The sequence below is a fragment of the Arthrobacter sp. GAS37 genome (genome assembly GCF_044908325.1).
In the GTDB taxonomy this organism is placed as follows: domain Bacteria; phylum Actinomycetota; class Actinomycetes; order Actinomycetales; family Micrococcaceae; genus Arthrobacter; species Arthrobacter ramosus.
On the sequence record NZ_JBIYDB010000047.1, the window covers coordinates 1 to 20338 of the forward strand.

At 63.4% G+C, this 20338-nt stretch carries 15 protein-coding genes, 1 tRNA gene and 1 pseudogene; 11 read left to right on the plus strand and 6 right to left on the minus strand.

Annotated elements, in window-relative coordinates:
- Window positions 1–95: 95 nt before the first annotated feature.
- Window positions 96–1144 (minus strand): annotated as a pseudogene (locus ABH924_RS22205) (DDE-type integrase/transposase/recombinase); the annotation flags it as partial.
- A gap of 578 nt (window positions 1145–1722) precedes the next feature.
- Here ABH924_RS22205 and mobF point away from each other — a divergent pair.
- A complete protein-coding gene (mobF, locus tag ABH924_RS22210; RefSeq protein WP_404502330.1) occupies window positions 1723–5385 on the plus strand; it encodes a MobF family relaxase in 3663 nt (1220 codons plus the stop codon).
- Window positions 5386–5565: 180 nt separating this feature from the next.
- Here mobF and ABH924_RS22215 read toward each other — a convergent pair whose 3' ends face one another.
- Window positions 5566–5808, minus strand: coding sequence for a hypothetical protein (locus tag ABH924_RS22215; protein ID WP_404502332.1), 243 nt, complete (start codon window positions 5806–5808; stop codon window positions 5566–5568).
- Complete coding sequence (locus ABH924_RS22220) at window positions 5774–6205, minus strand: TMEM175 family protein (protein WP_404502334.1); 432 nt, start codon at window positions 6203–6205, stop codon at window positions 5774–5776. Before ABH924_RS22220 ends, ABH924_RS22215 begins: the two co-directional genes overlap by 35 nt.
- A gap of 322 nt (window positions 6206–6527) precedes the next feature.
- On the opposite strand from ABH924_RS22220, the gene ABH924_RS22225 reads away from it, so the two are divergent.
- Entirely contained in the window at window positions 6528–6740 is a 213-nt protein-coding gene (locus ABH924_RS22225) for a helix-turn-helix domain-containing protein (protein WP_404502336.1), read from the plus strand.
- A gap of 24 nt (window positions 6741–6764) precedes the next feature.
- Window positions 6765–7979: a tyrosine-type recombinase/integrase gene (locus tag ABH924_RS22230; protein ID WP_404502338.1), complete on the plus strand. Its 1215-nt coding sequence runs from the start codon at window positions 6765–6767 to the stop codon at window positions 7977–7979.
- A gap of 89 nt (window positions 7980–8068) precedes the next feature.
- On the opposite strand, the gene ABH924_RS22235 is transcribed toward ABH924_RS22230, so the two are convergent.
- Together ABH924_RS22235 and ABH924_RS22240 are read right to left on the minus strand one after the other, a co-directional pair.
- Window positions 8069–8142, minus strand: a tRNA-Thr gene (locus ABH924_RS22235).
- A gap of 246 nt (window positions 8143–8388) precedes the next feature.
- Window positions 8389–9267, minus strand: coding sequence for a DsbA family protein (locus ABH924_RS22240; protein ID WP_404502339.1), 879 nt, complete (start codon window positions 9265–9267; stop codon window positions 8389–8391).
- A gap of 179 nt (window positions 9268–9446) precedes the next feature.
- Between ABH924_RS22240 and ABH924_RS22245 the strand changes: the two genes are divergently transcribed.
- The 4 genes from ABH924_RS22245 (at window position 9447) to ABH924_RS22260 (ending at window position 14537) form a co-directional block, all read left to right on the plus strand.
- Entirely contained in the window at window positions 9447–10937 is a 1491-nt protein-coding gene (locus ABH924_RS22245) for a trehalose-6-phosphate synthase (protein WP_404502341.1), read from the plus strand.
- On the plus strand, window positions 10927–11751 hold the full coding sequence (gene otsB / locus ABH924_RS22250; protein ID WP_404502343.1) for a trehalose-phosphatase: 825 nt from the start codon (window positions 10927–10929) through the stop codon (window positions 11749–11751). The genes ABH924_RS22245 and otsB overlap by 11 nt, the downstream gene beginning before the upstream one ends.
- A 194-nt stretch (window positions 11752–11945) precedes the next feature.
- On the plus strand, window positions 11946–13028 hold the full coding sequence (locus tag ABH924_RS22255; RefSeq protein ID WP_234751365.1) for an ABC transporter ATP-binding protein: 1083 nt from the start codon (window positions 11946–11948) through the stop codon (window positions 13026–13028).
- 99 nt (window positions 13029–13127) lie between these two features.
- A complete protein-coding gene (locus ABH924_RS22260) occupies window positions 13128–14537 on the plus strand; it encodes a DUF4032 domain-containing protein (protein ID WP_234751364.1) in 1410 nt (469 codons plus the stop codon).
- A gap of 9 nt (window positions 14538–14546) precedes the next feature.
- Here ABH924_RS22260 and ABH924_RS22265 read toward each other — a convergent pair whose 3' ends face one another.
- On the minus strand, window positions 14547–15218 hold the full coding sequence (locus ABH924_RS22265; RefSeq protein ID WP_404502345.1) for a GntR family transcriptional regulator: 672 nt from the start codon (window positions 15216–15218) through the stop codon (window positions 14547–14549).
- A gap of 173 nt (window positions 15219–15391) precedes the next feature.
- Here ABH924_RS22265 and ABH924_RS22270 point away from each other — a divergent pair, with 173 nt between their 5' ends.
- The 4 genes from ABH924_RS22270 to ABH924_RS22285 all read left to right on the plus strand — a co-directional run bounded on the left by ABH924_RS22270 (window position 15392) and on the right by ABH924_RS22285 (window position 20333).
- Window positions 15392–16435, plus strand: coding sequence for an ABC transporter permease (locus ABH924_RS22270; protein ID WP_404502347.1), 1044 nt, complete (start codon window positions 15392–15394; stop codon window positions 16433–16435).
- Window positions 16436–16480: 45 nt separating this feature from the next.
- Window positions 16481–18205, plus strand: coding sequence for an ABC transporter substrate-binding protein (locus ABH924_RS22275; RefSeq protein WP_404502349.1), 1725 nt, complete (start codon window positions 16481–16483; stop codon window positions 18203–18205).
- Between the two features lie 83 nt (window positions 18206–18288).
- The gene (locus ABH924_RS22280; protein ID WP_404502350.1) at window positions 18289–19290 is read left to right on the plus strand and encodes an ABC transporter permease; all 1002 of its coding nucleotides are present in this window, start codon (window positions 18289–18291) and stop codon (window positions 19288–19290) included.
- Complete coding sequence (locus ABH924_RS22285) at window positions 19287–20333, plus strand: ABC transporter ATP-binding protein (protein ID WP_404502352.1); 1047 nt, start codon at window positions 19287–19289, stop codon at window positions 20331–20333. Before ABH924_RS22280 ends, ABH924_RS22285 begins: the two co-directional genes overlap by 4 nt.
- The last annotated feature ends 5 nt before the right edge of the window (window positions 20334–20338 follow it).

Below are 20338 nucleotides of genomic sequence, written 5' to 3' on the forward strand. Positions count from 1 at the left end.
AAGTATCCGCTCCGTCCCGGCCGAACCGGGCGACATCCCCGCGGCGTGTCGCACCAGAACCGGTCCGAAACAACCGATTAGCCGGTTAAGAGGCACACCCGCGGGCGCGAATGCGACTTGGTGACCTCCAGATCAGAGAGCAACGCCGCGACGGTTTTGCTCGTCATCGACGTGCCGCGGTCGGCATGAACGACCTCCGGGGTCCCGTGGATTCCGAAGATCTCCTTCATCATCTCCACCGCCAGCTCCCCGGACTCCGATGCGTGGACATGGGCGCCGACGATGTAGCGGGAGTAAATATCGATCATCACGTAGCAGTCAAAATACTTCCCCTTGATGGGCCCGGGAAGCTTCGTGATGTCCCACGAGTAGACCTGCCCGGGACCGGTGGCGACCAGTTCCGGGATCGACCGGGCCGGATGCCGGGCCAGGCGGCGGCGTTCCTTGACCTGCTTGTTCTGCGCCAGCACCCGGTAGATGGTGGAGATCGACGCCAGATACGTGCCTTCGTCGAGCAGGGCCGCGTAGATCTGGATCGGCGGCAGATCAACGAACCGGGCCGAGTTCACCACCGCCAGGATCCGGGCCCGCTCGGCAGCATCGAGCTTGTTCGCCGGCGCCGGAGCGACTGAAGGGATCGGCAGCAGGCGCGGCTTCCGGGTTGCGGTAGCCCGTGCCACCCCGGCCAGCCGGGCTGCGGTCCGGGTCCGAACCCCGGAGGCCGTGAGGCTGCGGTAGGCGGACATCAGTGCTTCGTGTGCGGTGGTTCGTCCCGCGAGCTCTTCGACAGTTCTGCCAAGAGCTCGTGCGTTTTTGACATGATCTCCAACGCCACCTCCGTCGTGGCCAGACGCCGCTTCGAGTCCTCGATCTCGCGCCGCAGCCGCGCGATCTCGGCCTGCTCCGGACTCAACCGGCCAATCCGTTCACCAGGCTTCTTTCCCTCAAGGACGCCGGCATCACGGAGTTTGCGCCACTCGGTAATCTGCGAGGAATAGATCCCCTGCTCCCGCAAATACGCGCCACCCTCGTTCCGCAAAATAGCGTCTTCATAGGCGGCTAAGTGGTCAAGTTTCTGGGCCGGGGTGATCGATCGCCTCGGCGTCGGACCCCCGGAACGGGGTCCGGGACTGCTGTTCTTCATCAAACTATCGTCGCGCACGGCGATCAAAGATTGGCTGGACATCGTGAATCAATTCCTGGTTCTCGCCCTACATCACACGGCGGACTTGCTCTGAGCCGCTGGCCTCACCCAACCCTGACACGTAGGGCGTCACCGTCCGGAACGTCCGCGTCTTGCCATGACGACCGCCGGCCGGACCGGGCGTGCGAACGGACACGGTCACCGACTTCTTGCCGATGTCCACGCGGCAAAGCGTTCGAACATCACGTCCATCCCAGTCACCCACCCTGAAGCGAGAATCGATATCAGCGCCGCCCGGAGGACCCTCTGATCAGGACACACTCCCACGTGCTCTACCGCAACAATCCGGCACACCCACGGACCCCGCGTCATGCACCTCTAAGGTCTCACCCGCACCAACGTGAATAGACGTCGCCAATCGGCACCACAATTCTCACTCCTCGGCCAGCGGAAGATACTTCCGCATCAGCACACCTCTGGCACCCAAGGCTAGAGCCGGGAGCATCGGCTCACGGTGTGTCATGTAGCAGGCGGGCTCGTCGTTGATGAACCGACGTGAATGGGAAGACTTGCGGTGAATGTGGTCAAGACTTCGAACAGTCTCGCACCTCGCAGCGGTTCTGCTCTACGAGCTGCGGCAACGGGCAGCGAGACGGCCGACGGCGGACACGGAGACGGCCATGACCATGTCCATCGCGCGGCTTTCGGCCCAGTCGGGCCTGAAGTACCTCTTCAAGACCACGATGATGGACGATATGTCGCCCACTCCCCCGGACGCGACCACCTACTACATGAAAGCAGGGACACCCCAAGGACGCTGGCTCGGCTCCGGCTTGCAACACATCAACTGCACCAGCGGCGACGCAGTCACGGAAACCGACGCGAAAGCCATCTTCGATTACGCGATCCACCCGGACACCGGCGCTCCCCTGGGCCGACCCCACAGCCAACCCAGCATCGCCCAAAACACCCAAGGACAAACCGCAACGCGGCGGGCCGTCGCGGGTTTCGATCTGACATTCAGCGTCCCAAAATCCGTGTCCGTGCTCTGGGCGCTCAGCCCCCGGGCCCTGCAGGACCAGATCCTGCAGACCCACCACGACGCCGTCAACGCCACCCTGGAATGGCTCGAGGAGCTCGTCCTCCACACCCGGGCCGGACGCAATGGCGTCGCCCGCATCGGCACCCGCGGCGCCATCGCCGCCGCCTTTGACCACTGGGAGTCGCGCGCCGGGGACCCGCAGCTGCACACGCACCTGGTCATCGCCAACCGCGTCCAACGGACCACCGACGGCGCCTGGGTCACCCTCGACTCCCGGACCCTCCACAAGGCCGCCGTCGCTGCCAGCGAACACTACAACGGACTGCTCTTCGATGCCCTCCACCGCCACCTCGGGACCGACACCGACATCCGCGAGCCCGCAGCCACCACGCATAACCCGAGTGCGCAACTAACAGGCGTCGACGACAGCCTGATCCGCGAATTCTCCCACCGGTCACGCCTCATCGAGGTCGAAACCGACCGGCTCGTAGCCGCATGGACCGCGGCCCACGGCACTCCCCCAACGACTACAACCACCATCAAACTCCGCCAGCAGGCAACCCTCTCCACCCGCACCCCCAAAGCCGAGACCATCGCGCCCCTGCACCAACTCTCCGCACAGTGGCGGGCACGCGCGGCAGCCAAAGGCTTCGAGCCCCGGCTCGTTCTGGCAAACACCATCCGGCGGTCACGGACAAACCCGTTCCGATCTTCCGAATTCACCCACGACTGGGTCGACGCCGTCGCCTCACTGACGCGGGAGCGGGTCGCCACCAAGCGCGCCACCTGGAACCGGTGGAACCTCCTGGCGGAAGCTGAACGTGTCTGCGCCGCGATCCGCTGCCACACATCGGAGGACCGCGACGCCCTGATCGACGCCGTCGCCACCGCCGCCGAAGCCCAATCGGCCCCCCTGAACGACTACCGGTACAGCGTCCCCGCGGACGCGCAGCCCTATCTGCGTCTCGGCAGGCGGAGCGCCTTCGACTTCCACGGGTCCCGCCTCTACACCGACGCCACCACCCTCGCGTGCGAGGAGACCGTCATGGAAGCAAGGAACGACGACGGCGGCCCCGCCGTCCGGCCAATGGTCGCCATGGATGAACTCGCCGGCTACCAGCACCACGGCAAATTCGGGCTGCACGACGACCAGCGGGCCGCCGCTGCCGAGATCCTGCTAAGCGGAAACCGGCTCGACGCCGTCGTCGGCCCCGCCGGCACCGGCAAGACCACCACCCTCGGCGCAATCAAGGCTGTCTGGGAAGCAGAATACGGACCCGGCAGCGTCGTCGGGCTGGCTCCCGCGGCGGCGAGCGCCGAGGTTCTGGGACGGGAGCTGTCCATGGTCACGGAGAATGTCGCGAAATGGCTCTACGAGTCTGTCGGTCAGGGAGCCAGCCGTCGGGCTGAGCGTTACTTCGCCATCGAGACCCTCCTGGGTACCTTCGCACGGACAAAGATCCGATTGGCACAGGAAGCTGCCCGGCTGGCCGCGGAGCAGGATCGGTGGCGGTTCCACCCGAACCAGCTGGTCGTCGTCGACGAGGCCTCCACGGTGTCCACTCTTCAGCTGTCGGCCCTGGTGCATCAGGCCCGGGATGCCGGGGCCAAGGTGTTGTTGGTGGGTGATCCGGGGCAGCTGGATGCGATCGATGCCGGTGGCGTTCTCGGCTGGCTGGACCGGGCAGGCAAGACGAGCCGGTTGAGCACTATCTGGCGGTTTGAGCAGTCTTGGGAGCGGGAAGTCTCGCTGAAACTGCGCGCCGGGGACTTTGCGGCTATCGCCGACTATGACCGGCACGAGCGGATCAGGCACGGCACGTATCTGGACATGATCGACCAGGCCTATCTGAACTGGCAATCCGACATGCATACCGGAAAGTCGTCCATCCTTATCGCCGCGGACAACGACACCGTCGGGATGCTCAACGAACGCGCCCAAGCCGACCGCGTGAACCAAGGCCTTGTCGACGCCGGACAGACAGCGCTTCTGGGCGACGGGATGCGTGCCGGCCGCGGCGACACGGTCATCGCGCGCCGCAACGACCGCACGGTTGCGGACAGCAATGGTGACTTCATCCGTAACGGCATTATGCTCGACGTCGTACGCACTGGCAGGCGGGACGGATCCCTCACCGCCGTGCGCCGGGACACCGGCGCCATCGTCACCCTGCACCGGGACTATGTTGAGTCTGCAGTTGAGCTTGGATATGCGACGACGGCCCACCGCTCCCAGGGCATCACGGTGGACGCAGGCCACACCGTCGTCACCCAAGGCCGACTCACCCGCGAGCTTCTCTACGTCAGCATGACCCGCGGACGCATGGGAAACCACGCCTATGTCTGCGACGTTGACCCTACCGATGCCGAGCCGCTTGATCCCTCATTGCATGCGTCATGGCGGGAGATCCTGGGAGAAGTGCTCGCTGCCGAAGGTGCCGAACGGACCGCTCACGAGATCCGCGACGCCGAACGGCTCAGCGCCGACAACTTGGAACGGCTCAGCGCCGAATACGACTACCTCGCACAAATCGCATCCGCCGAAGACCTGACCAAGTTCCTCAAGGCGCACAGCCCAGCGAAGGTTGAAGAACGGCAAAAATCTCCATCGTGGGGACCGACGGTGGCAGCCTGGCGCCGGTCCACGGGCATCAGCCGTCCAGGTGCTCAGCGGATCGTCGCCAAGGCGTTGGAGACAAGCACAACGGCAAAAGACCTCACCGCGGTCATCCATACCCGGCTCCGCAGCTTGCTCAACGGAATGCCCGCCGGCGGGTCCGATCCCCTGACTGAGCCGATTCACACCGAGCGTCGTGATCTCGCAAGCATGATCAGCCAGGTACGGAAGCGAATACAAGACAGGGCAGACAAAGTCACCTTCGAAGCGCTCCTGCACGACACCGAATGGAAGCGGAACCTCCTGCGGATTCTCCCGCCAAGCGTGAGTCTGGATGACACACTCCCTGTGATTGGCAGAGTCGCTACCTACCGGGACAGATGGGGCCTCGACGACTCACCCATTCCGCTCGGGCCTGTTCCGGCGGACTACGAGTGGGAACGGAAATCGCAATACGAAAGCATCCAAGAGCTCATTGTTAAGACCGAGCATCGCCCCGCCGCGCACCAACAGCCTGAAGGTTGGTTAGAAGACTCGATCTATCGAGAAGCAAGCCTTATCCATGTCGGCTGGCAGCTCTGACTGCGCCGAGCATTTGCTCCATGAACTCGGCCCCGCCATCGAGTCGAAAAGTTACCGCTCACGCCATTTCGACACCTCATCTGTCGGAGGAGCATCCGTCCCGCACAGCGACCCACGGTGCCACCGAAAAACCCCGGAACCTTCCAGCATCGTTGCTACTCTCGGCCGGTCCGATCCGCTTCAGGATGATTGCGCGGCTGGCGCCAGCCGCGCGGCAGCTGATCGTCGATCGTAGACCCGCTGCAGTGGGACGGTCAGCAAAATAATCAACAGCGCGTAGAAGTTGATGGCGGGCACGAGCACTCCCACGATAAGGGCGATGAAGAACCCGATTGTCGAAACGGCGTTGGAGAAGACTTCGCGGCCAGGCATGGGATTGTTTTCCATCTCAAGCTGCGGATGCTTCCGGATCAACAGCGTCATGGCCGTGAGCGTGAGGCTGCTCGCGGCCATCGTCCCGATGTAGACGCCGACCGAGAGGGGGCGAAGTCCTGAACTGGGACACCATTTCCGTCGGCAGCGGCAACACCACCACCGTGAACGCCCAAAACAAGTTGAGCAACAGGAGCGGACTGCTGTAGGACCTGACATGCTCGAACGTCGAATGGTGGGCGAGCCAGAGCCGGGCGATCACCACGAAACTCAAGGCGAAGCCAGAGATCGCCGCGAAATTGTTCCCGATGAATTGCTCAGCACTCAACCCGTCTCGGGCCGCCTGGGTGACGGAGTCGACCAGCGGCAGCACGAGCAGAGTGATGGCGATGGCCGTCACGGCATCCGTGAAGAAAACGAGCCTGTCCAAGCCGCGGGTTGTTTGCATTCATTCAGTATGTTCCGACAACTGTCCGAAGCGAACTCAGTGTCCGCCACCGCCACCCTCACCGGAGTCCCTTGTGGTTGGTGCAGAAGACTTCGAACTCTTCCTTGTCCGGAGTCGTCTGAACCATCTCGCAGTTCCGAGAGCACAGACCGGTCAGCAGGACCGATTCCGTGACGACGCCTCCCCCGGACAGTACAGGGTCAAGTCGCGACGGCGAGTTTCCACCGCAAAGTCATGCTGCCTCGTCCTCCCGCGCCCATGGAATAGGAACACAGCCAGCCCCTCTACCCACGACCAGCCCGCGAAGATGATGGAGACTCCAATGACGACGACGCCAAATCGCAACCAGCCCGTCGAGGTTGACCAACAGTGGCTAACCCCGAAGGAGATCTGCGCACAGCTACAGATCCCCGAACAGACCTTCTACCAGTGGCGAGCCAAGCACATCGGGCCACACGCATACCGCATCGGCAGGCACCTGCGAATCAGCCAAAGCGACTTCGTTGCCTGGCTGTCGCTGCACGCAGAGCCGTAACCGGCCCAAAACCTGCACGGGATAATGAGCAGGTACCCACTACCCCTCGGGACATGGGGTCTCATCCGTACTGACCGGGCAACAGCAAGAAGCTGGCGTGCACGGGCCAGATACCGGGACCTCGACGGGCAAACACGAAAAATCGAAGCCCGCGGACCATCCGCCGCAGCGGCACGGCGAAATCTCCAAATCAAACTGCAAAAAAGGCAGACCCAAGGCAACGCCCTCATCAGCGCAACAGACCAGATCCGCGACCTCTCAGAGGTCTACCTGGCAGAGCTGCAACGCTCGGACAAAGCATCTCGGACCAAAGACAAGTACGCGTTCAGCGTCAAGAAGTACATTCTGCCTGGAATCGGCTCTGTCCGCATTGGAGAGACCACGCCAGGCGTCGTGGATCACTTCATTCGAAATGTTGTCGACGCGGCCGGCCCGGCTACGGCCCGCACTTGCGGGGCCGTGCTGTCGACGATGTTCAAAATTGCGCTGCGCCACGACGCTGTGAGCATCAATCCGGCCCTAGGAATCTCCATCCCGAGAAGTCGGGCGGCAAAGCCTCAAGCTCTGGATCCGAAACAGTTTCTGGATCTAAGGACCAAGCTCATTGCTTGGGAACAGGGATCAGTGCTTGGCCGCACGAGGTCCCAGGAACTCCACCAAATCGCCGACGTCCTCATCACCACAGGCCTACGCCCAGGCGAACTGTTCGCACTCTCCTGGCCTGATGTCGACCTCCACGCAGACCCGCCGACCGTCCATGTCCACGCCACAGTCATCCGTACTTCCACCGGGGGTGTCACCATTCAAGACCACCCAAAATCCGAGCACGGATTCCGCTACGTGACCATACCGCCAAATCTCGCCGAGTCGCTTCGAAGGCGACAGCTCAGGCAACGCAGCAACGCCACTGGGAATCCCTTGGACTTGGTCTTTCCCTCATCCACAGGAACGGCGTGCGATCCGAACAATGTCGGCAAGACCTGGCGCAAAGCAGCAGACGAAATCGGATACACGTGGGTGACGTTCAAAACGTTCCGCAAGGCCAACGCGACTCTCATCGCACGGACCATGGGCGCCGAAACGGCCGCCTACCAGGCAGGGCACTCCAAGGTGTCAATGACCCGAAAGCACTACGTCGAGGAATACAAAGAAGCGATCGACACACGGGCCGTGCTCGGCGCCTTCGACGCCGCCAACGGGGGACCAGGAGCGCCTGGCAAGACCGGTCTCCAAATCTGATTTAGGTGAGTTAAAGGTGAGTCCGGAGCGAAAAAGTTCAAATGGCTCTGACCAGAATCAACATACCTGCAGGTCAGAGCCAAACTACGAGCCCCCTGTCGGATTCGAACCGACGACCCCCGCTTTACAAGAGCGGTGCTCTGGCCAACTGAGCTAAGGAGGCGCGCCCGGCGGACCGGGACTAATGCCCGGACTAGCCGGAGCTAAATGCTCCGGCTAGTCCGGAGCTGGTGCGCGCGAGCGCTAGATAAGGGTAGCCCAAGACCTCCCGCCCACGGAAATTCCGCGAGAGCCAGCGCCGGCACCGGCCACCACCGGTAGGCAGCGCCGGAACCCGCCGGCACTGGGCCGCACCACTGTCCCACCACAGCAGCCGCGCCCAGCCGACGGGAGGCCTAGGCCAAGAGAACTACTTCTTCGCCGCGATAGCTGCATTCAGGACGGTCATGAAGTCCGACTTGTTGTCCCACTGCTGGCCGTCGACGAAGACCGTGGGCGTGCCGGAGATCCCGATATTCTTGGCCTCCTGCGTGACCACCATGATGAACGGCCGGTAGGTCTTGTTGTCGATGCAAGAGTCGATGTTGGCCGATCCCGCTTGCGTGGCCAACTTCTTGAGGTCGTTGTCCGAAATGCCCGGGCTGCCCTCGGCGGGCTGCTGTGCGTACAGCAGGTCCACGAGCGCCGAGTACTTGTCCGGTGACGTGTTCGCCACGCACGCTGCGGCGTTGGCGGCGCGGGACGAGTAGTTGGTGCTGGAACTGGCGTCCAGGAAGCCGAACGGACGGTATTCCAGGGTGATCTTGCCGTCGTTGCGCAACTGGGTCAGCTGCTGGCTGTACGTCGTCTCGAAGTTCTTGCAGATGGGGCAGATGAAGTCGATGTAGGCCACGACCTTCACCGGCTTGCCGGCTTCAGGCTCGGCGCCTGGAGCGGTCACGGTGGCGGGCGCGGTGGCCGGGGCTGACGGCAGGGACGCGAGGCTAACGGTGCCAGCGGCCACCTTCGTCACATCGGTGCCCTTCAGCAGCGTCACGCCGCCGTGCACGTTGGCGTTCGCCGGCGTCGGGCCCTGATCGGCAATCGGGGCGTTGTTCACAATGTTCTGGGTGAACACGAGGGCAATGACCGCGAGGATCGCCACGACGGCAACCACAATGCCCCATCCGATGAGCAACTTGTTGCGCTTGTCTTTCTTCAGCTGAGCTTCGCGGATCTCGCGGGCCTTTTCGCGGGCCTGGGCGGTGCGCTCTGCCTTGGACAGGCGTGGTTCGTTTGCGGGGCTCATCAGTTCCTCGTGATTGATCGACGGCGTTGGTTGTAGCAATGGCAACGGGGCCAGTTTACGGGAGAAGACTGGCAGCTTTGCTGGGGTCTTCGGCTCCAGTCTGAGGAACGAGCAAGTGTCCTTGATGATTCCCGCCGGTAGGGTGGGAGGTGAGTCACAAGCAACCCCAGGGGGCAGCAATGCAAGAAACGGCAAGCGAAAAAATCGACAGCGAGCCCGAAGGCAATCAGGCTCCAAAGGCCCGGAAACACGATTTCATGGTGGTCTCCAACCGCCTTCCGGTGGACCGTTACCCCAGCGATGACGGGGAAAACGGCGAGGAAGGCTGGCGCCGCTCCCCTGGCGGCCTGGTGACTGCCCTCGCGCCGATGATGACCAAGACCGACGGCGCGTGGGTAGGCTGGCACGGCGCCCCGGACGAAGCGTTGGAGCCATTCAGCCACGGTGGCATGGACCTGATTCCCGTGGACCTCAGCACGGACGATGTCGAGCTCTATTACGAAGGCTTCTCCAACGCCACCCTCTGGCCGCTCTACCACGACGTCATTGCCCCGCCGGAGTTCCACCGAACTTGGTGGGACAGCTACCGCCGGGTCAACCGGCGGTTCGCCGACGCCGTGATCCAATACGCGGACCACGGAGCCACTGTGTGGGTTCAGGACTACCAGCTCCAGCTCGTGCCGAGCATTCTCCGCCAGGCACGCCGGGACCTGCGCATCGGTTTCTTCAACCACATCCCGTTCCCGCCGCCGGAGATCTTCGCCCAATTGCCGTGGCGCCAGGCCATCATCGAAGGCCTGCTCGGCGCTGACCTGGTGGGTTTCCAACGCCCCAGTGACGCGGCAAACTTCATGCGCTCGGCACGCCGCTTCATTGGCGCAAGCGTCAAACAGCAACAGATCCACGTCAAGGGACCGGATGGCCGGATCACCCATATTGCCCGCGCACAGGCGTTCCCGATCTCCATCGCCGTGGATCAGATCAGCGAACTCGCGGAGCGCCCGGACATCATCGACCGTGCCCGGCAGATCCGCCAGGACCTCGGCAACCCCAAAACCATCCTCCTGGGCGTGGACCGCCTTGACTACACCAAGGGCATCCCCCATCGCTTGAAGGCCTTTGAGGAACTCCTTAAGGAAGGACGGCTCACCGTGGAGGACGCCACACTGATCCAGGTGGCGAGCCCCAGCCGCGAGCGCGTGCGGCAGTACAGGCTCCTGCGCGAGGAAATTGAAGGCACGGTGGGCCACATCAACGGCAGCTACGACACGATGCAGAACACCGCCGTTCGCTACCTCCATCACAGCTACCCGATCGAGGAGATGGTGGCCCTGTACCTCGCGGCCGACGTCATGCTGGTCACGGCGTTGCGCGACGGCATGAACCTCGTTGCCAAGGAATATGTCACAGCCCGGACCAACAACACGGGCGCCTTGGTCCTCAGTGAGTTCACTGGCGCGGCCGATCAACTCAAGCAAGCACTCCTCATGAATCCGCACGACATCGACGGGCTCAAGAACACGATCATGAGGGCCGTGCACCTGCCCCCGAACGAATCCCGCCGCCGGATGAAGTCCATGCGCAAGCAAATCCTCGACCACGACGTCGATCATTGGTCCGCCGAATTCCTCTCGGCCCTGGCAGAGATCGTGGTGCGCGATGACTCCTGAGACAGCAGCCACTCCCCCTCTGAGCCTGCCGCCCGAGCTGCTCGACGCCGTCCGCAGGATCGCGGGTACCGAGCACCTTTTGGTGGCCATGGACTTTGACGGCACCATCTCCCCGATCGTGGACCACGCCGACGCCGCGCGCCCGCTCCAGCGCTCAGCCGCCGCTTTCGCTGAACTCGCCAAACTTCCGAGGACGACGACGGCGCTCATCTCCGGGCGGGCACTGGCCAGCCTGCGGGCGGTCGCCTCGCCTCCCGAGGCGACGCTGCTGATAGGCAGCCATGGCGCGGAGGCCTGGATGGGCCCCGGCTCGGCGGAGCTTCGGCTCGACGACGCCCAAAGGGAGCTCCTCGCCGAAGTCCGCGAGGTCCTGGCCGGAATCTCGCAGGAAGCTCCGGGGACCGTCCTCGAGGACAAGCCCGCCGGCGTCGTGCTCCACACCCGGCGTGCCGCCGATGACGTGGCGGAGGACGCTGTCGCGGCCGCGCGGGCGGTGCTTGAAGGCCGACCGGGGGTCTTCCTCAAGAACGGCAAGCGGGTCCTTGAGACCTCCGTGGTGCATTCCTCCAAAGGCGAGGCTGTCGAGTTCCTGCGCCAAGCCACCTCCGCCACCGGGATCCTCTTTGCCGGCGACGACGTGACGGACGAAGACGCGTTTGCCAGGCTTGGCACGGGCGATGTCGGCGTCAAAGTCGGGCTGGATTTCACGCAGGCCGAGTTCCGCGTCGAGGCCCCTGTGCACGTCGCCGAACTCCTGGAGGCGGTCCTTCGCGAACGTCGCCGCGAAGTCTCCGGAGACTCGTCTCACATGTGACATTCGTAACATTTGGGCGAATGCCGGAAGTTACTGCCATACTCTTGGTTGTGATGTGACGCACAACTTCCGTGCGGCGTCACTCAGTCTCCCTTGCCCGGGCCTAGCCCAGGGCGGGGAGTCCAACTGAATAAACATGAACCATTCACAACGGATCGTCCGGCACGTACCTGCCGGTGAAGGGATTGATAACTGTGGCTACAGTTACTTTTGATAACGCTACGCGTCTGTACCCGGGCACAGATAAGCCCGCCGTCGATAAGCTCAACATCGACATCGCCGATGGCGAATTCCTGGTCCTCGTTGGACCCTCCGGTTGCGGTAAGTCCACCTCCCTGCGCATGCTCGCAGGTCTTGAGGATGTGAACTCCGGCCGCATTCTGATCGGCGACCGCGACGTCACGGACGTCCCGCCGAAGGACCGCGACATCGCCATGGTCTTCCAGAACTACGCTCTGTACCCGCACATGACGGTTGCGGACAACATGGGCTTCGCACTCAAGATCGCCGGCGTCTCCAAGGAAGAGCGCGCCGAGCGTGTCCGCGAAGCAGCCAAGCTTCTTGACCTCGAGCTTTACCTGGACCGCAAGCCGAAGGCACTCTCCGGTGGCCAGCGTCAGCGCGTTGCCATGGGCCGCGCAATCGTCCGTAACCCGCAGGTCTTCCTCATGGATGAGCCCCTTTCCAACTTGGACGCCAAGCTTCGTGTCCAGACCCGCACCCAGATCGCGTCCCTGACCCGCCGCCTCGGCGTCACCACGGTCTACGTGACCCACGACCAGGTCGAGGCCATGACCATGGGTGACCGCGTCGCTGTTCTCAAGGACGGCCTGCTGCAGCAGGTAGACACCCCGCGCAACCTGTACGACCGCCCGAAGAACGTCTTCGTTGCCGGCTTCATCGGCTCCCCCGCCATGAACCTGCTGGAACTGCCCGTCGTCGACGGCGGCGTCCAGTTCGGTGGCACGGTTTACCCGGTCCCGCACGATGTCCTCGAAGAGGCACACGGCAAGACCGTCACGCTCGGTTCCCGTCCGGAAGACCTCGAGACCGTTGGTGCCGGCGAAGGCCTTGAAGTTGAGGTTGACGTCGTCGAAGAGCTCGGCGCTGACGCTTACGTCTACGGCCACACCACGCTCGATGGCAAGAGCCACGACATCGTGGCCCGCGTCGACGGCCGCCGTCCCCCGATGAAGGGCGAGTCCATCTTCGTTCGTCCGCAGTCGGGCCACGTGCACTTGTTCGACACCAAGTCGGGCCTGCGCCTGGGCGACTAATCCCCGCCGGCACCCTAATATCGAACCGACGGCGGCCCTTCCGAGTGGACGGGCCGCCGTCGTCGTTAACAGCAGCCTCCATACGGAAGAATTGACCTCATGACCGAGCAAAGCGGTGCCAAGTGGCATGACGAACCCACCGACTACGCGCAGATCGGCAAACTCCCGCGCACCGAGGCTGCCAGTGCCAATGACATCGCGCCACCGGCGAGTGTGATCGGGTCCCTCAACATCACCGCAGCCGCAGCGGATCCCGAACTCCTGGACCTGCCCTGGCACATCGCCCTCGAGGACTGGCCTGCCGCGAACCTGGCCGCCCTGCCCCGCGGCATTTCCCGGCACATCGTGCGTTTCGCGCACCTGGCCGGGTCCGTCATTGCCATCAAGGAAACGTCCGAACACGTTGCCCGGCACGAGTACCACATGCTCCGCAAGCTGGCACGGATGGATGTGCCTTGCGTCGCGCCGGTTGCGGTCATCACTGGCCGCACCACCATTGACGGCAAGCCGCTGAACCCCGTGTTGGTCACCCGGCACCTCAAGTTCTCCATGCCGTACCGGGCGCTCTTCTCCCAGATGCTGCGCCGGGACACCCTGACAAGGCTTATCGACGCCCAAGCACTGCTGCTGGTGCGCCTGCACCTGATCGGTTTCTATTGGGGCGACGTTTCCTTGTCCAACACCTTGTTCCGCCGCGACGCCGGCGCGTTCGCGGCGTACCTGGTGGACGCCGAGACCGGCGAGCTGTACCCCGATCTGTCGGTGGGCCAGCGCGAGTACGATCTGGAGATTGCCCGCGTCAACATCGCCGGGGAGCTCATGGACCTGCTCGAAGGCGGCCTGATCGAAGAGAAGGTGGACCCGGTAGCGACGTCGGAACTCATCATGGACTCGTACCGCCGGCTATGGGCCGAACTTACCGAAAAGGAATCGTTCGAGCTCGGCGAACGCTGGCGCGTGGGCGCACGCATCCGCCGCCTCAACGAACTCGGCTTCGACGTCGAGGAATACGCGATCAAGACGACCGCAGACGGCTCTACCATCCAGCTTCAGCCCAAGGTCGTCGACGCCGGCCACCACCAGCGGCGCCTGCTCCGCCTCACTGGCCTGGATGCCCAGGAGAACCAGGCCCGCCGGCTGCTCAATGACATGGATTCATTCCGGGCGGACAACAACCCGGACATGGACGAAGAAATCAGTGCCCACACTTGGGTCAGCCAGATCTTCGAGCCTATCGTCCGCTCCATCCCGCGCGACCTCGCGGGCAAGCTCGAGCCGGCGGAAGTGGTCCACGAAGTCCTCGAACACCGCTGGTACATGAGCCAGAAGCAGGACAGCTACATCCCCTTGGCGGAAGCCGTGCAGTCCTACTTGGACACCGTGCTGCGCCACCGGCGTGACGAGGCCGCCATCATGCTCAATCCGGATACGGCGCTGCTCAAGATCCTCGAAGCTGAAACCGAGGAATCCCGTTACGACGAGGACGAATACCCGGATTCGGACGACTAGCGCCGGGGTTTAGGGCTCCAGCGTCTCCGCAAGTCCCTTAAGCACGGGTTCGCGCCCGAGCTCGATGTGGGAATACGCCAAGGTGTAGGCGAGATCGGCCTTGCCGCCGAGGATGGCGTTGCACAGTTCCATGTGCTCGTCGCGCTGGAGTTCGTTGCTGCGGTTGTGGGCGAGCCCGAAGATCCAGCGCATGCGGCCAAACAACGGTTTGACCGATTCGATGAGCAGCCGGTTGCCGGACAGCCGGACGATTTCGGCGTGGAACGCCGCGCTAAGGCGTACGACGTCGTCGGTCCGGTCGTCGTCGATCGCTTGCCTCGTGTCGTCGAGGAGTTCCTGCAGGCGACCCCCCGGTTCGCCCGCCGCGACGCGGACGGCCGCCATGCGGGCCGCGAACGTTTCGAGGCAGAGCCGCACGTCGAAGAGTTCGTTGACGTCGGTGAGCGTCAATTGGCGCACCACGGCGCCCCGGCGCGGGAAGGTTTCCACGAAACCATCCTGCTCAAGGCGTTGAATGGCTTCCCGCACGGGGATTCGTGAAACGTTGTAAACCTCGGAGAGCTCCCGCTCGCGCAGCCGCACGCCCTGCTCGTATCTCCCCGCCACGATTCCTTCAAGAACCAGCTGGTAGACCTGTTCGGCCCGGGCTTCGTCATCGCGGCCAGTCAGCGTTTCGGGCATCGGCTTCGGCCACCCTTCCCTTCCCCATCGTCTTGCATTCCACCCGAGCATACACGGGCGGAAAATAAGCTGTTTGGTATTCCAGACCGTGCAATATTTGTGATTTACATCCCATCGAACGTGCTCTACTCTATTTTTGGTATACAAAAAGTCCGGAGCTTACTCCTTGGATCATGAATCGAGCACCCCCGTTGACCCAGCCACAGTCCACCGTCGAAGCTACGGCTGCGAGTCCGTCCCCCAGCCCGGACCCGAATAGACCCACGGCCGAGGCGCGGTCGCTCCTGGCCACGGCCTGGCTGCGGATCCGCCGGAGCAAGATTGCCTTGTTGAGCCTCTGCGTCGTGGTGGCCATCATGTTGTTCGCCATCCTCGGCCCGCTGCTCAGTGCCATGTCCGGCAACGATCCATTCACGTCCAACACGAGCCCCGACGTCCTGGACGACCTCCAGACTCCCGGGTTGCCGTTGCCCGGATACATGTACCCTTCGGCCAGCCACTGGCTGGGCGTGGAACCCGGCTTGGGCCGCGACCTGTTTGCTCGCCTTGCCTACGGTGGCCAGGTATCCCTCACCATTGCCCTGCTGTCCACTGCGGTCTCGGTGGTCCTGGGAACTGTGATCGGTGCAGCCGCGGGCTACTTCGGCGGCAAAACGGACGCCATCATCAGCCGGATCATGGATCTCTTCCTCGCCTTCCCGCACCTCTTGCTGGTCCTTTCGCTGACACCCATCCTGCAGTCACGGCTCAGGGACACCCCGCTGGGCCAAGGCAGCTTTCTCCCCATGGCTTCACTCGTGATCATCCTGGGCTTCTTCGGCTGGGCATACCTCGCCCGCATCGTCCGTGGCCAGGTGCTGAGCCTCCGCGAGCGCGAGTTCGTCGAGGCCGCGCGATCCTTCGGTGCCTCGCACTTGAGCGTGCTGTTCCGGCAGATCATTCCCAACGTCATGGGCGTCGTCCTGGTATACGCCACCATGCTCATCCCCACGAACATCTCCGCAGAAGCCGCGTTGTCGTTCCTCGGCGTCGGCGTCAAGGACCCCACGCCGTCGTGGGGCCAGATGCTCAACGCCGCCCAATCCGGCAACTGGTACCTCAGCGACCCCTGGTTCCTGGCAGTCCCCGGCGCCATGCTCATCGTCACCGTCCTGGCGTTCAACCTGCTCGGCGACGCCGTGCGCGATGCCCTGGACCCCAAGGCGTCACGCCACTAGTCCCCCTTCGTATCCGTTCCACCCACCCCCCCAATGAGGAGCACAATGAATACCCCCACCAGAGCGCTGGCCCTTGCCGTGCTGATCGCCACCGCTGCCACAGGCTGCGCGGCAGGACAGAACCAGCCCGGAACTGCCGCATCAGGCGCTTCAAGCACCGAGCAGGCTCCCGAAGTGGTCAAGCCCGGTTTCACCACCAAGGGCGGCAACATCAACGTCCTGATGTCATCGGACTTCCAAACCCTGGACCCAGGCAACAGCAACTACGTCCAGACGGCCAACGTCGGCCAGCTGTACTACAGGAACCTCACCATGGCGAAGGAGACGGCCGGCCAGCCGCCCACCATCGTTCCGGACCTCGCCACGGACACGGGCCAGGTGTCCAAAGACGGACTCACCTGGACGTTCACCCTCCAGAAGGGCGTCAAGTTCGAAGACGGCCGCCCCATCACCTCCGCCGATGTCAAGTACGGCATCGAACGCACGTTCGCCCAAGACGTTTACACCCAGGCCCCGCAAGAGCTCAACGCAGCGCTCGACGCCGGCGGCTACAAGGGGCCGTACAAGGATCCTTCCGCTGACCTCAAGGCCGTTGAAACGCCCGACGAACGCACTATCGTCTTCCACTTGAAGAAGCCGTTCGCCGAGTTCCCGGCTTTGGCCTCCCGCTCCAACACCTCACCTGTCCCGAAGGACAAGGACACCAAGCTGGACTACACCAACCACCCGGTGTCGTCGGGCCCGTACATGGTTGATTCGTACAGCCGCGGAAAGTCGCTCAAACTGGTGCGCAACCGGAACTGGGATCCGTCCACCGATCCCAACCGATCGGCGCTTCCGGACACCTTCAGTTTCTCGCTCTCCACCTCGCAGGCCACCATCAGCCAGCAGCTCCTGGCCAATTCCGACCCCAATGCGCTCACCTTGGACTCCAACGGTGCACTGCAGACCTCGGATTCGGCCAAGCTGGCTGATGCCCAGGTCAAAGACCGTGTTGCTTCGGGACTGCTCGGTTGCAACGACGTCCTCAGCCTCAACACAGAGAAGATCTCCGATCCCGATGTCCGCAAGGCGATCGCCCTGGCCCTGGACCGTCAGTCCATCCTCGTCCAGTACGGCGGACGCCGCTTCGGTGAACTCACCCAGACCCCGCTCAACGCCAAGATGCGCGGCTACGTAGGCCAGGACCTGGAGATCGACCCCACCGGCAAGCCCAATCTGGAGGAAGCCAAGAAGCTCCTCGAAGGCAAGAACTACCCCAAGACCCTCACCTACGGGTATGCCAACAACCGGGATGCCTACAAGAACACAGGCACCGTGATCCAGCAGAACCTCAAGGCCTTGGGCATCGACGTCCAGCTCGTGCCGATCCCGGCTCCGAACTACTACTCCGTTCTGGCCAGTGACCAGCTGCCGGACATTGCGCGCTCGGGATGGTGCGGCGGCGCCGACCCCGCGTCAGTGCGTACGTCAGCCGATCCCATCCTCGGACCCAACAACGACGGCACCAGCTACGGCTTCTCCAACACTTCGCGCTACTTCGATCCGCAGATTTCGAAGGCCATGTTCGAGCTCCGGAACACGGCCGGGACCTCGGAAGAACTCGGCAAGAAGTGGTCTGAGGAGTTCGGCAAGGCCCTGAAGACCTACCCGATCATCCCGCTCGTCCGCAGCCACACCAACAGTGTGGTGGGCTCCAACATCCGCAATGCCCAAGTGGGCTACTTCTTCGGCGGCATCGACCTCTCGATCGTCGGCGTCGAGCACTAACCAGGCCTAATACACACAAACAGGTTCAGCCCAGAAGGGAGGCGGGCCGTCCGGCGACTACCGGGCGGCCCGCAACCAGCACCATGATCAGATTCATCTTTCGCCGGACAGGCTCCCTGATCCTGCTTCTCATAGCCGTCAGCCTCATCACCTTTACGCTATTCCAGCTCGGACCCGCCGATCCTGCGTCCGCCGCTTGCGGCCAGGAGTGCACTCCCGAACGCATTGCGGAAGCCCGCGTGGCCCTTGGCATGGACCATCCTTTCCTGATCCAGTACATCGACTACATGCGCGGTCTGGTCTCGCCACGGATGATCGGTGCTCCCGGAGCCGAGTCGATCTGCCAGTGGCCGTGCCTCGGCAAATCGTTCCAAACCAATGAAAACGTCTCGGACATCATCGCCCGATCCTTGCCCTACACGCTCTCCATGGCGGTCGGCGCGCTCGTGCTCTGGACCGTTTCCGGCGTCGGGCTCGGTTTGCTCGCCGCCCTTCGCAAGGGATCTGCTACGGACAAGTTCATCATCGGCGCAGCGTCCATTGGTGTCTCGCTGCCAATCCCCGTCACCGGCTTGTTCCTGTTGCTGGTTTTCGTCAACCAGTTGCACCTCTTACCCTTCACGACGAACGAGATCAACAGCCCCTTCGGTCCGCATGGTCCGGGGGCCTGGGTGCTCAACTACTTCCTGCCCTGGGTTGCCCTCGCGGTGCTTTTCAGCGCGGCGTACATCCGGGTCACCCGGACCAACATGATCGAGACCTTCAGCGAGGACTTCATCCGCACGGCCCGCGCCAAGGGCCTGGCGCCCCGAACAGTGACGTTCAAGCACGGCGTGCGGGCCGGCATCACTCCTGTCGTGACCATGCTTGGCATGGACATCGGACTCCTCCTCGGCGGAGCGGTCCTCACCGAGCAGATCTTCTCCGTCCCGGGGCTCGGTTTCACGGCCGTCCGGGCCGCCATTTCCGGCGACCTCCCCGTCACCATGGCCATCACCATGCTGGCTGCTTTCTTCGTCATCGTCGCGAATGTCGTTGTCGACCTCGCCTACGCTGCCATCGATCCCCGAGTGAGGCTCCAATGACCCAGCTCCAACCCAGTCCGGCCGGTCAGCCGGCCACGCGAACCGGCGCCTTCCTGGACGTCCGCAACCTTTCGGTAAGATTCCCCACCGACGACGGTCTTGTCTCTGCCGTCAACGGGATGGATTTCTCGTTGGAGCGCGGGCAGACCCTCGGCATCGTCGGAGAATCCGGGTCCGGCAAGTCGGTCACCAGCCAGGCGCTCATGGGACTGCTCAAGGGAACCTCCGCCCGCGTCACCGGCCAGGCGTTGTTCCAGGGCAAGGACCTTGTGACGCTGCCCGAATCCGGCATGCGACAACTTCGCGGCCGGAACATCGGCATGATCTTCCAGGATCCGCTCTCGGCCCTGCATCCCTTCTACACCGTGGGTCATCAGATCGCCGAGGCCTACCTCGTCCACAACAAGGCGAGCAAGAAGCAAGCCCGCACAGCCGCCGTCGACATGCTTGGAAGGGTCGGCATTCCCAGCCCCGAGCAGCGCTACGACGAATACCCGCACCATTTCTCCGGCGGCATGCGCCAACGCGCCATGATTGCCATGGCCTTGATCTGCGAACCGGAACTGCTCATCGCGGACGAACCCACCACTGCCTTGGACGTCACCGTGCAGGCACAGATCCTCGACCTCATGTCCGAACTCCAGGAAGAAACGAACTCGGCCCTCATCCTCATCACCCACGATCTTGGTGTGGTGGCCGAAGTCTGCGATTCCGTGCTGGTCATGTACGGCGGGCAGTGCGTCGAATCGGGCCCCGTGGACGAGATCTTCTACGACACACAGCACCCGTACACCCTCGGCCTGCTCAAATCGATGCCCACGCTGAGCAGTTCCTCGGGCAGGCTCAACCCCATTCCGGGCCAGCCGCCGTCGCTCCTTGACCTCCCGAAAGGCTGCATCTTCATCGCCCGGTGCGAATACGCAGCCCTCGCCGGCGACGGCGTGTGCGCAAGCCAGCGGCCGGAACTCGTGATCGAGGACGGCCACGGCAAGCGCTGCCACCTGAGCGGCCCCCAGATCGTCACCATTCGGAATACGCGTTAGGACCC

Bases quoted from the DNA above. Each gene is read 5' to 3' on its own strand.
- mobF (WP_404502330.1), top strand. From the start codon at position 1,723: ATGTGGTCAAGACTTCGAACAGTCTCGCACCTCGCAGCGGTTCTGCTC.
- ABH924_RS22215 (WP_404502332.1), bottom strand. From the start codon at position 5,808: ATGACGCTGTTGATCCGGAAGCATCCGCAGCTTGAGATGGAAAACAAT.
- ABH924_RS22220 (WP_404502334.1), bottom strand. From the start codon at position 6,205: ATGCAAACAACCCGCGGCTTGGACAGGCTCGTTTTCTTCACGGATGCC.
- ABH924_RS22225 (WP_404502336.1), top strand. From the start codon at position 6,528: ATGACGACGACGCCAAATCGCAACCAGCCCGTCGAGGTTGACCAACAG.
- ABH924_RS22230 (WP_404502338.1), top strand. From the start codon at position 6,765: ATGAGCAGGTACCCACTACCCCTCGGGACATGGGGTCTCATCCGTACT.
- ABH924_RS22240 (WP_404502339.1), bottom strand. From the start codon at position 9,267: ATGAGCCCCGCAAACGAACCACGCCTGTCCAAGGCAGAGCGCACCGCC.
- ABH924_RS22245 (WP_404502341.1), top strand. From the start codon at position 9,447: ATGCAAGAAACGGCAAGCGAAAAAATCGACAGCGAGCCCGAAGGCAAT.
- otsB (WP_404502343.1), top strand. From the start codon at position 10,927: ATGACTCCTGAGACAGCAGCCACTCCCCCTCTGAGCCTGCCGCCCGAG.
- ABH924_RS22260 (WP_234751364.1), top strand. From the start codon at position 13,128: ATGACCGAGCAAAGCGGTGCCAAGTGGCATGACGAACCCACCGACTAC.
- ABH924_RS22265 (WP_404502345.1), bottom strand. From the start codon at position 15,218: ATGCCCGAAACGCTGACTGGCCGCGATGACGAAGCCCGGGCCGAACAG.
- ABH924_RS22270 (WP_404502347.1), top strand. From the start codon at position 15,392: ATGAATCGAGCACCCCCGTTGACCCAGCCACAGTCCACCGTCGAAGCT.
- ABH924_RS22275 (WP_404502349.1), top strand. From the start codon at position 16,481: ATGAATACCCCCACCAGAGCGCTGGCCCTTGCCGTGCTGATCGCCACC.
- ABH924_RS22280 (WP_404502350.1), top strand. From the start codon at position 18,289: ATGATCAGATTCATCTTTCGCCGGACAGGCTCCCTGATCCTGCTTCTC.
- ABH924_RS22285 (WP_404502352.1), top strand. From the start codon at position 19,287: ATGACCCAGCTCCAACCCAGTCCGGCCGGTCAGCCGGCCACGCGAACC.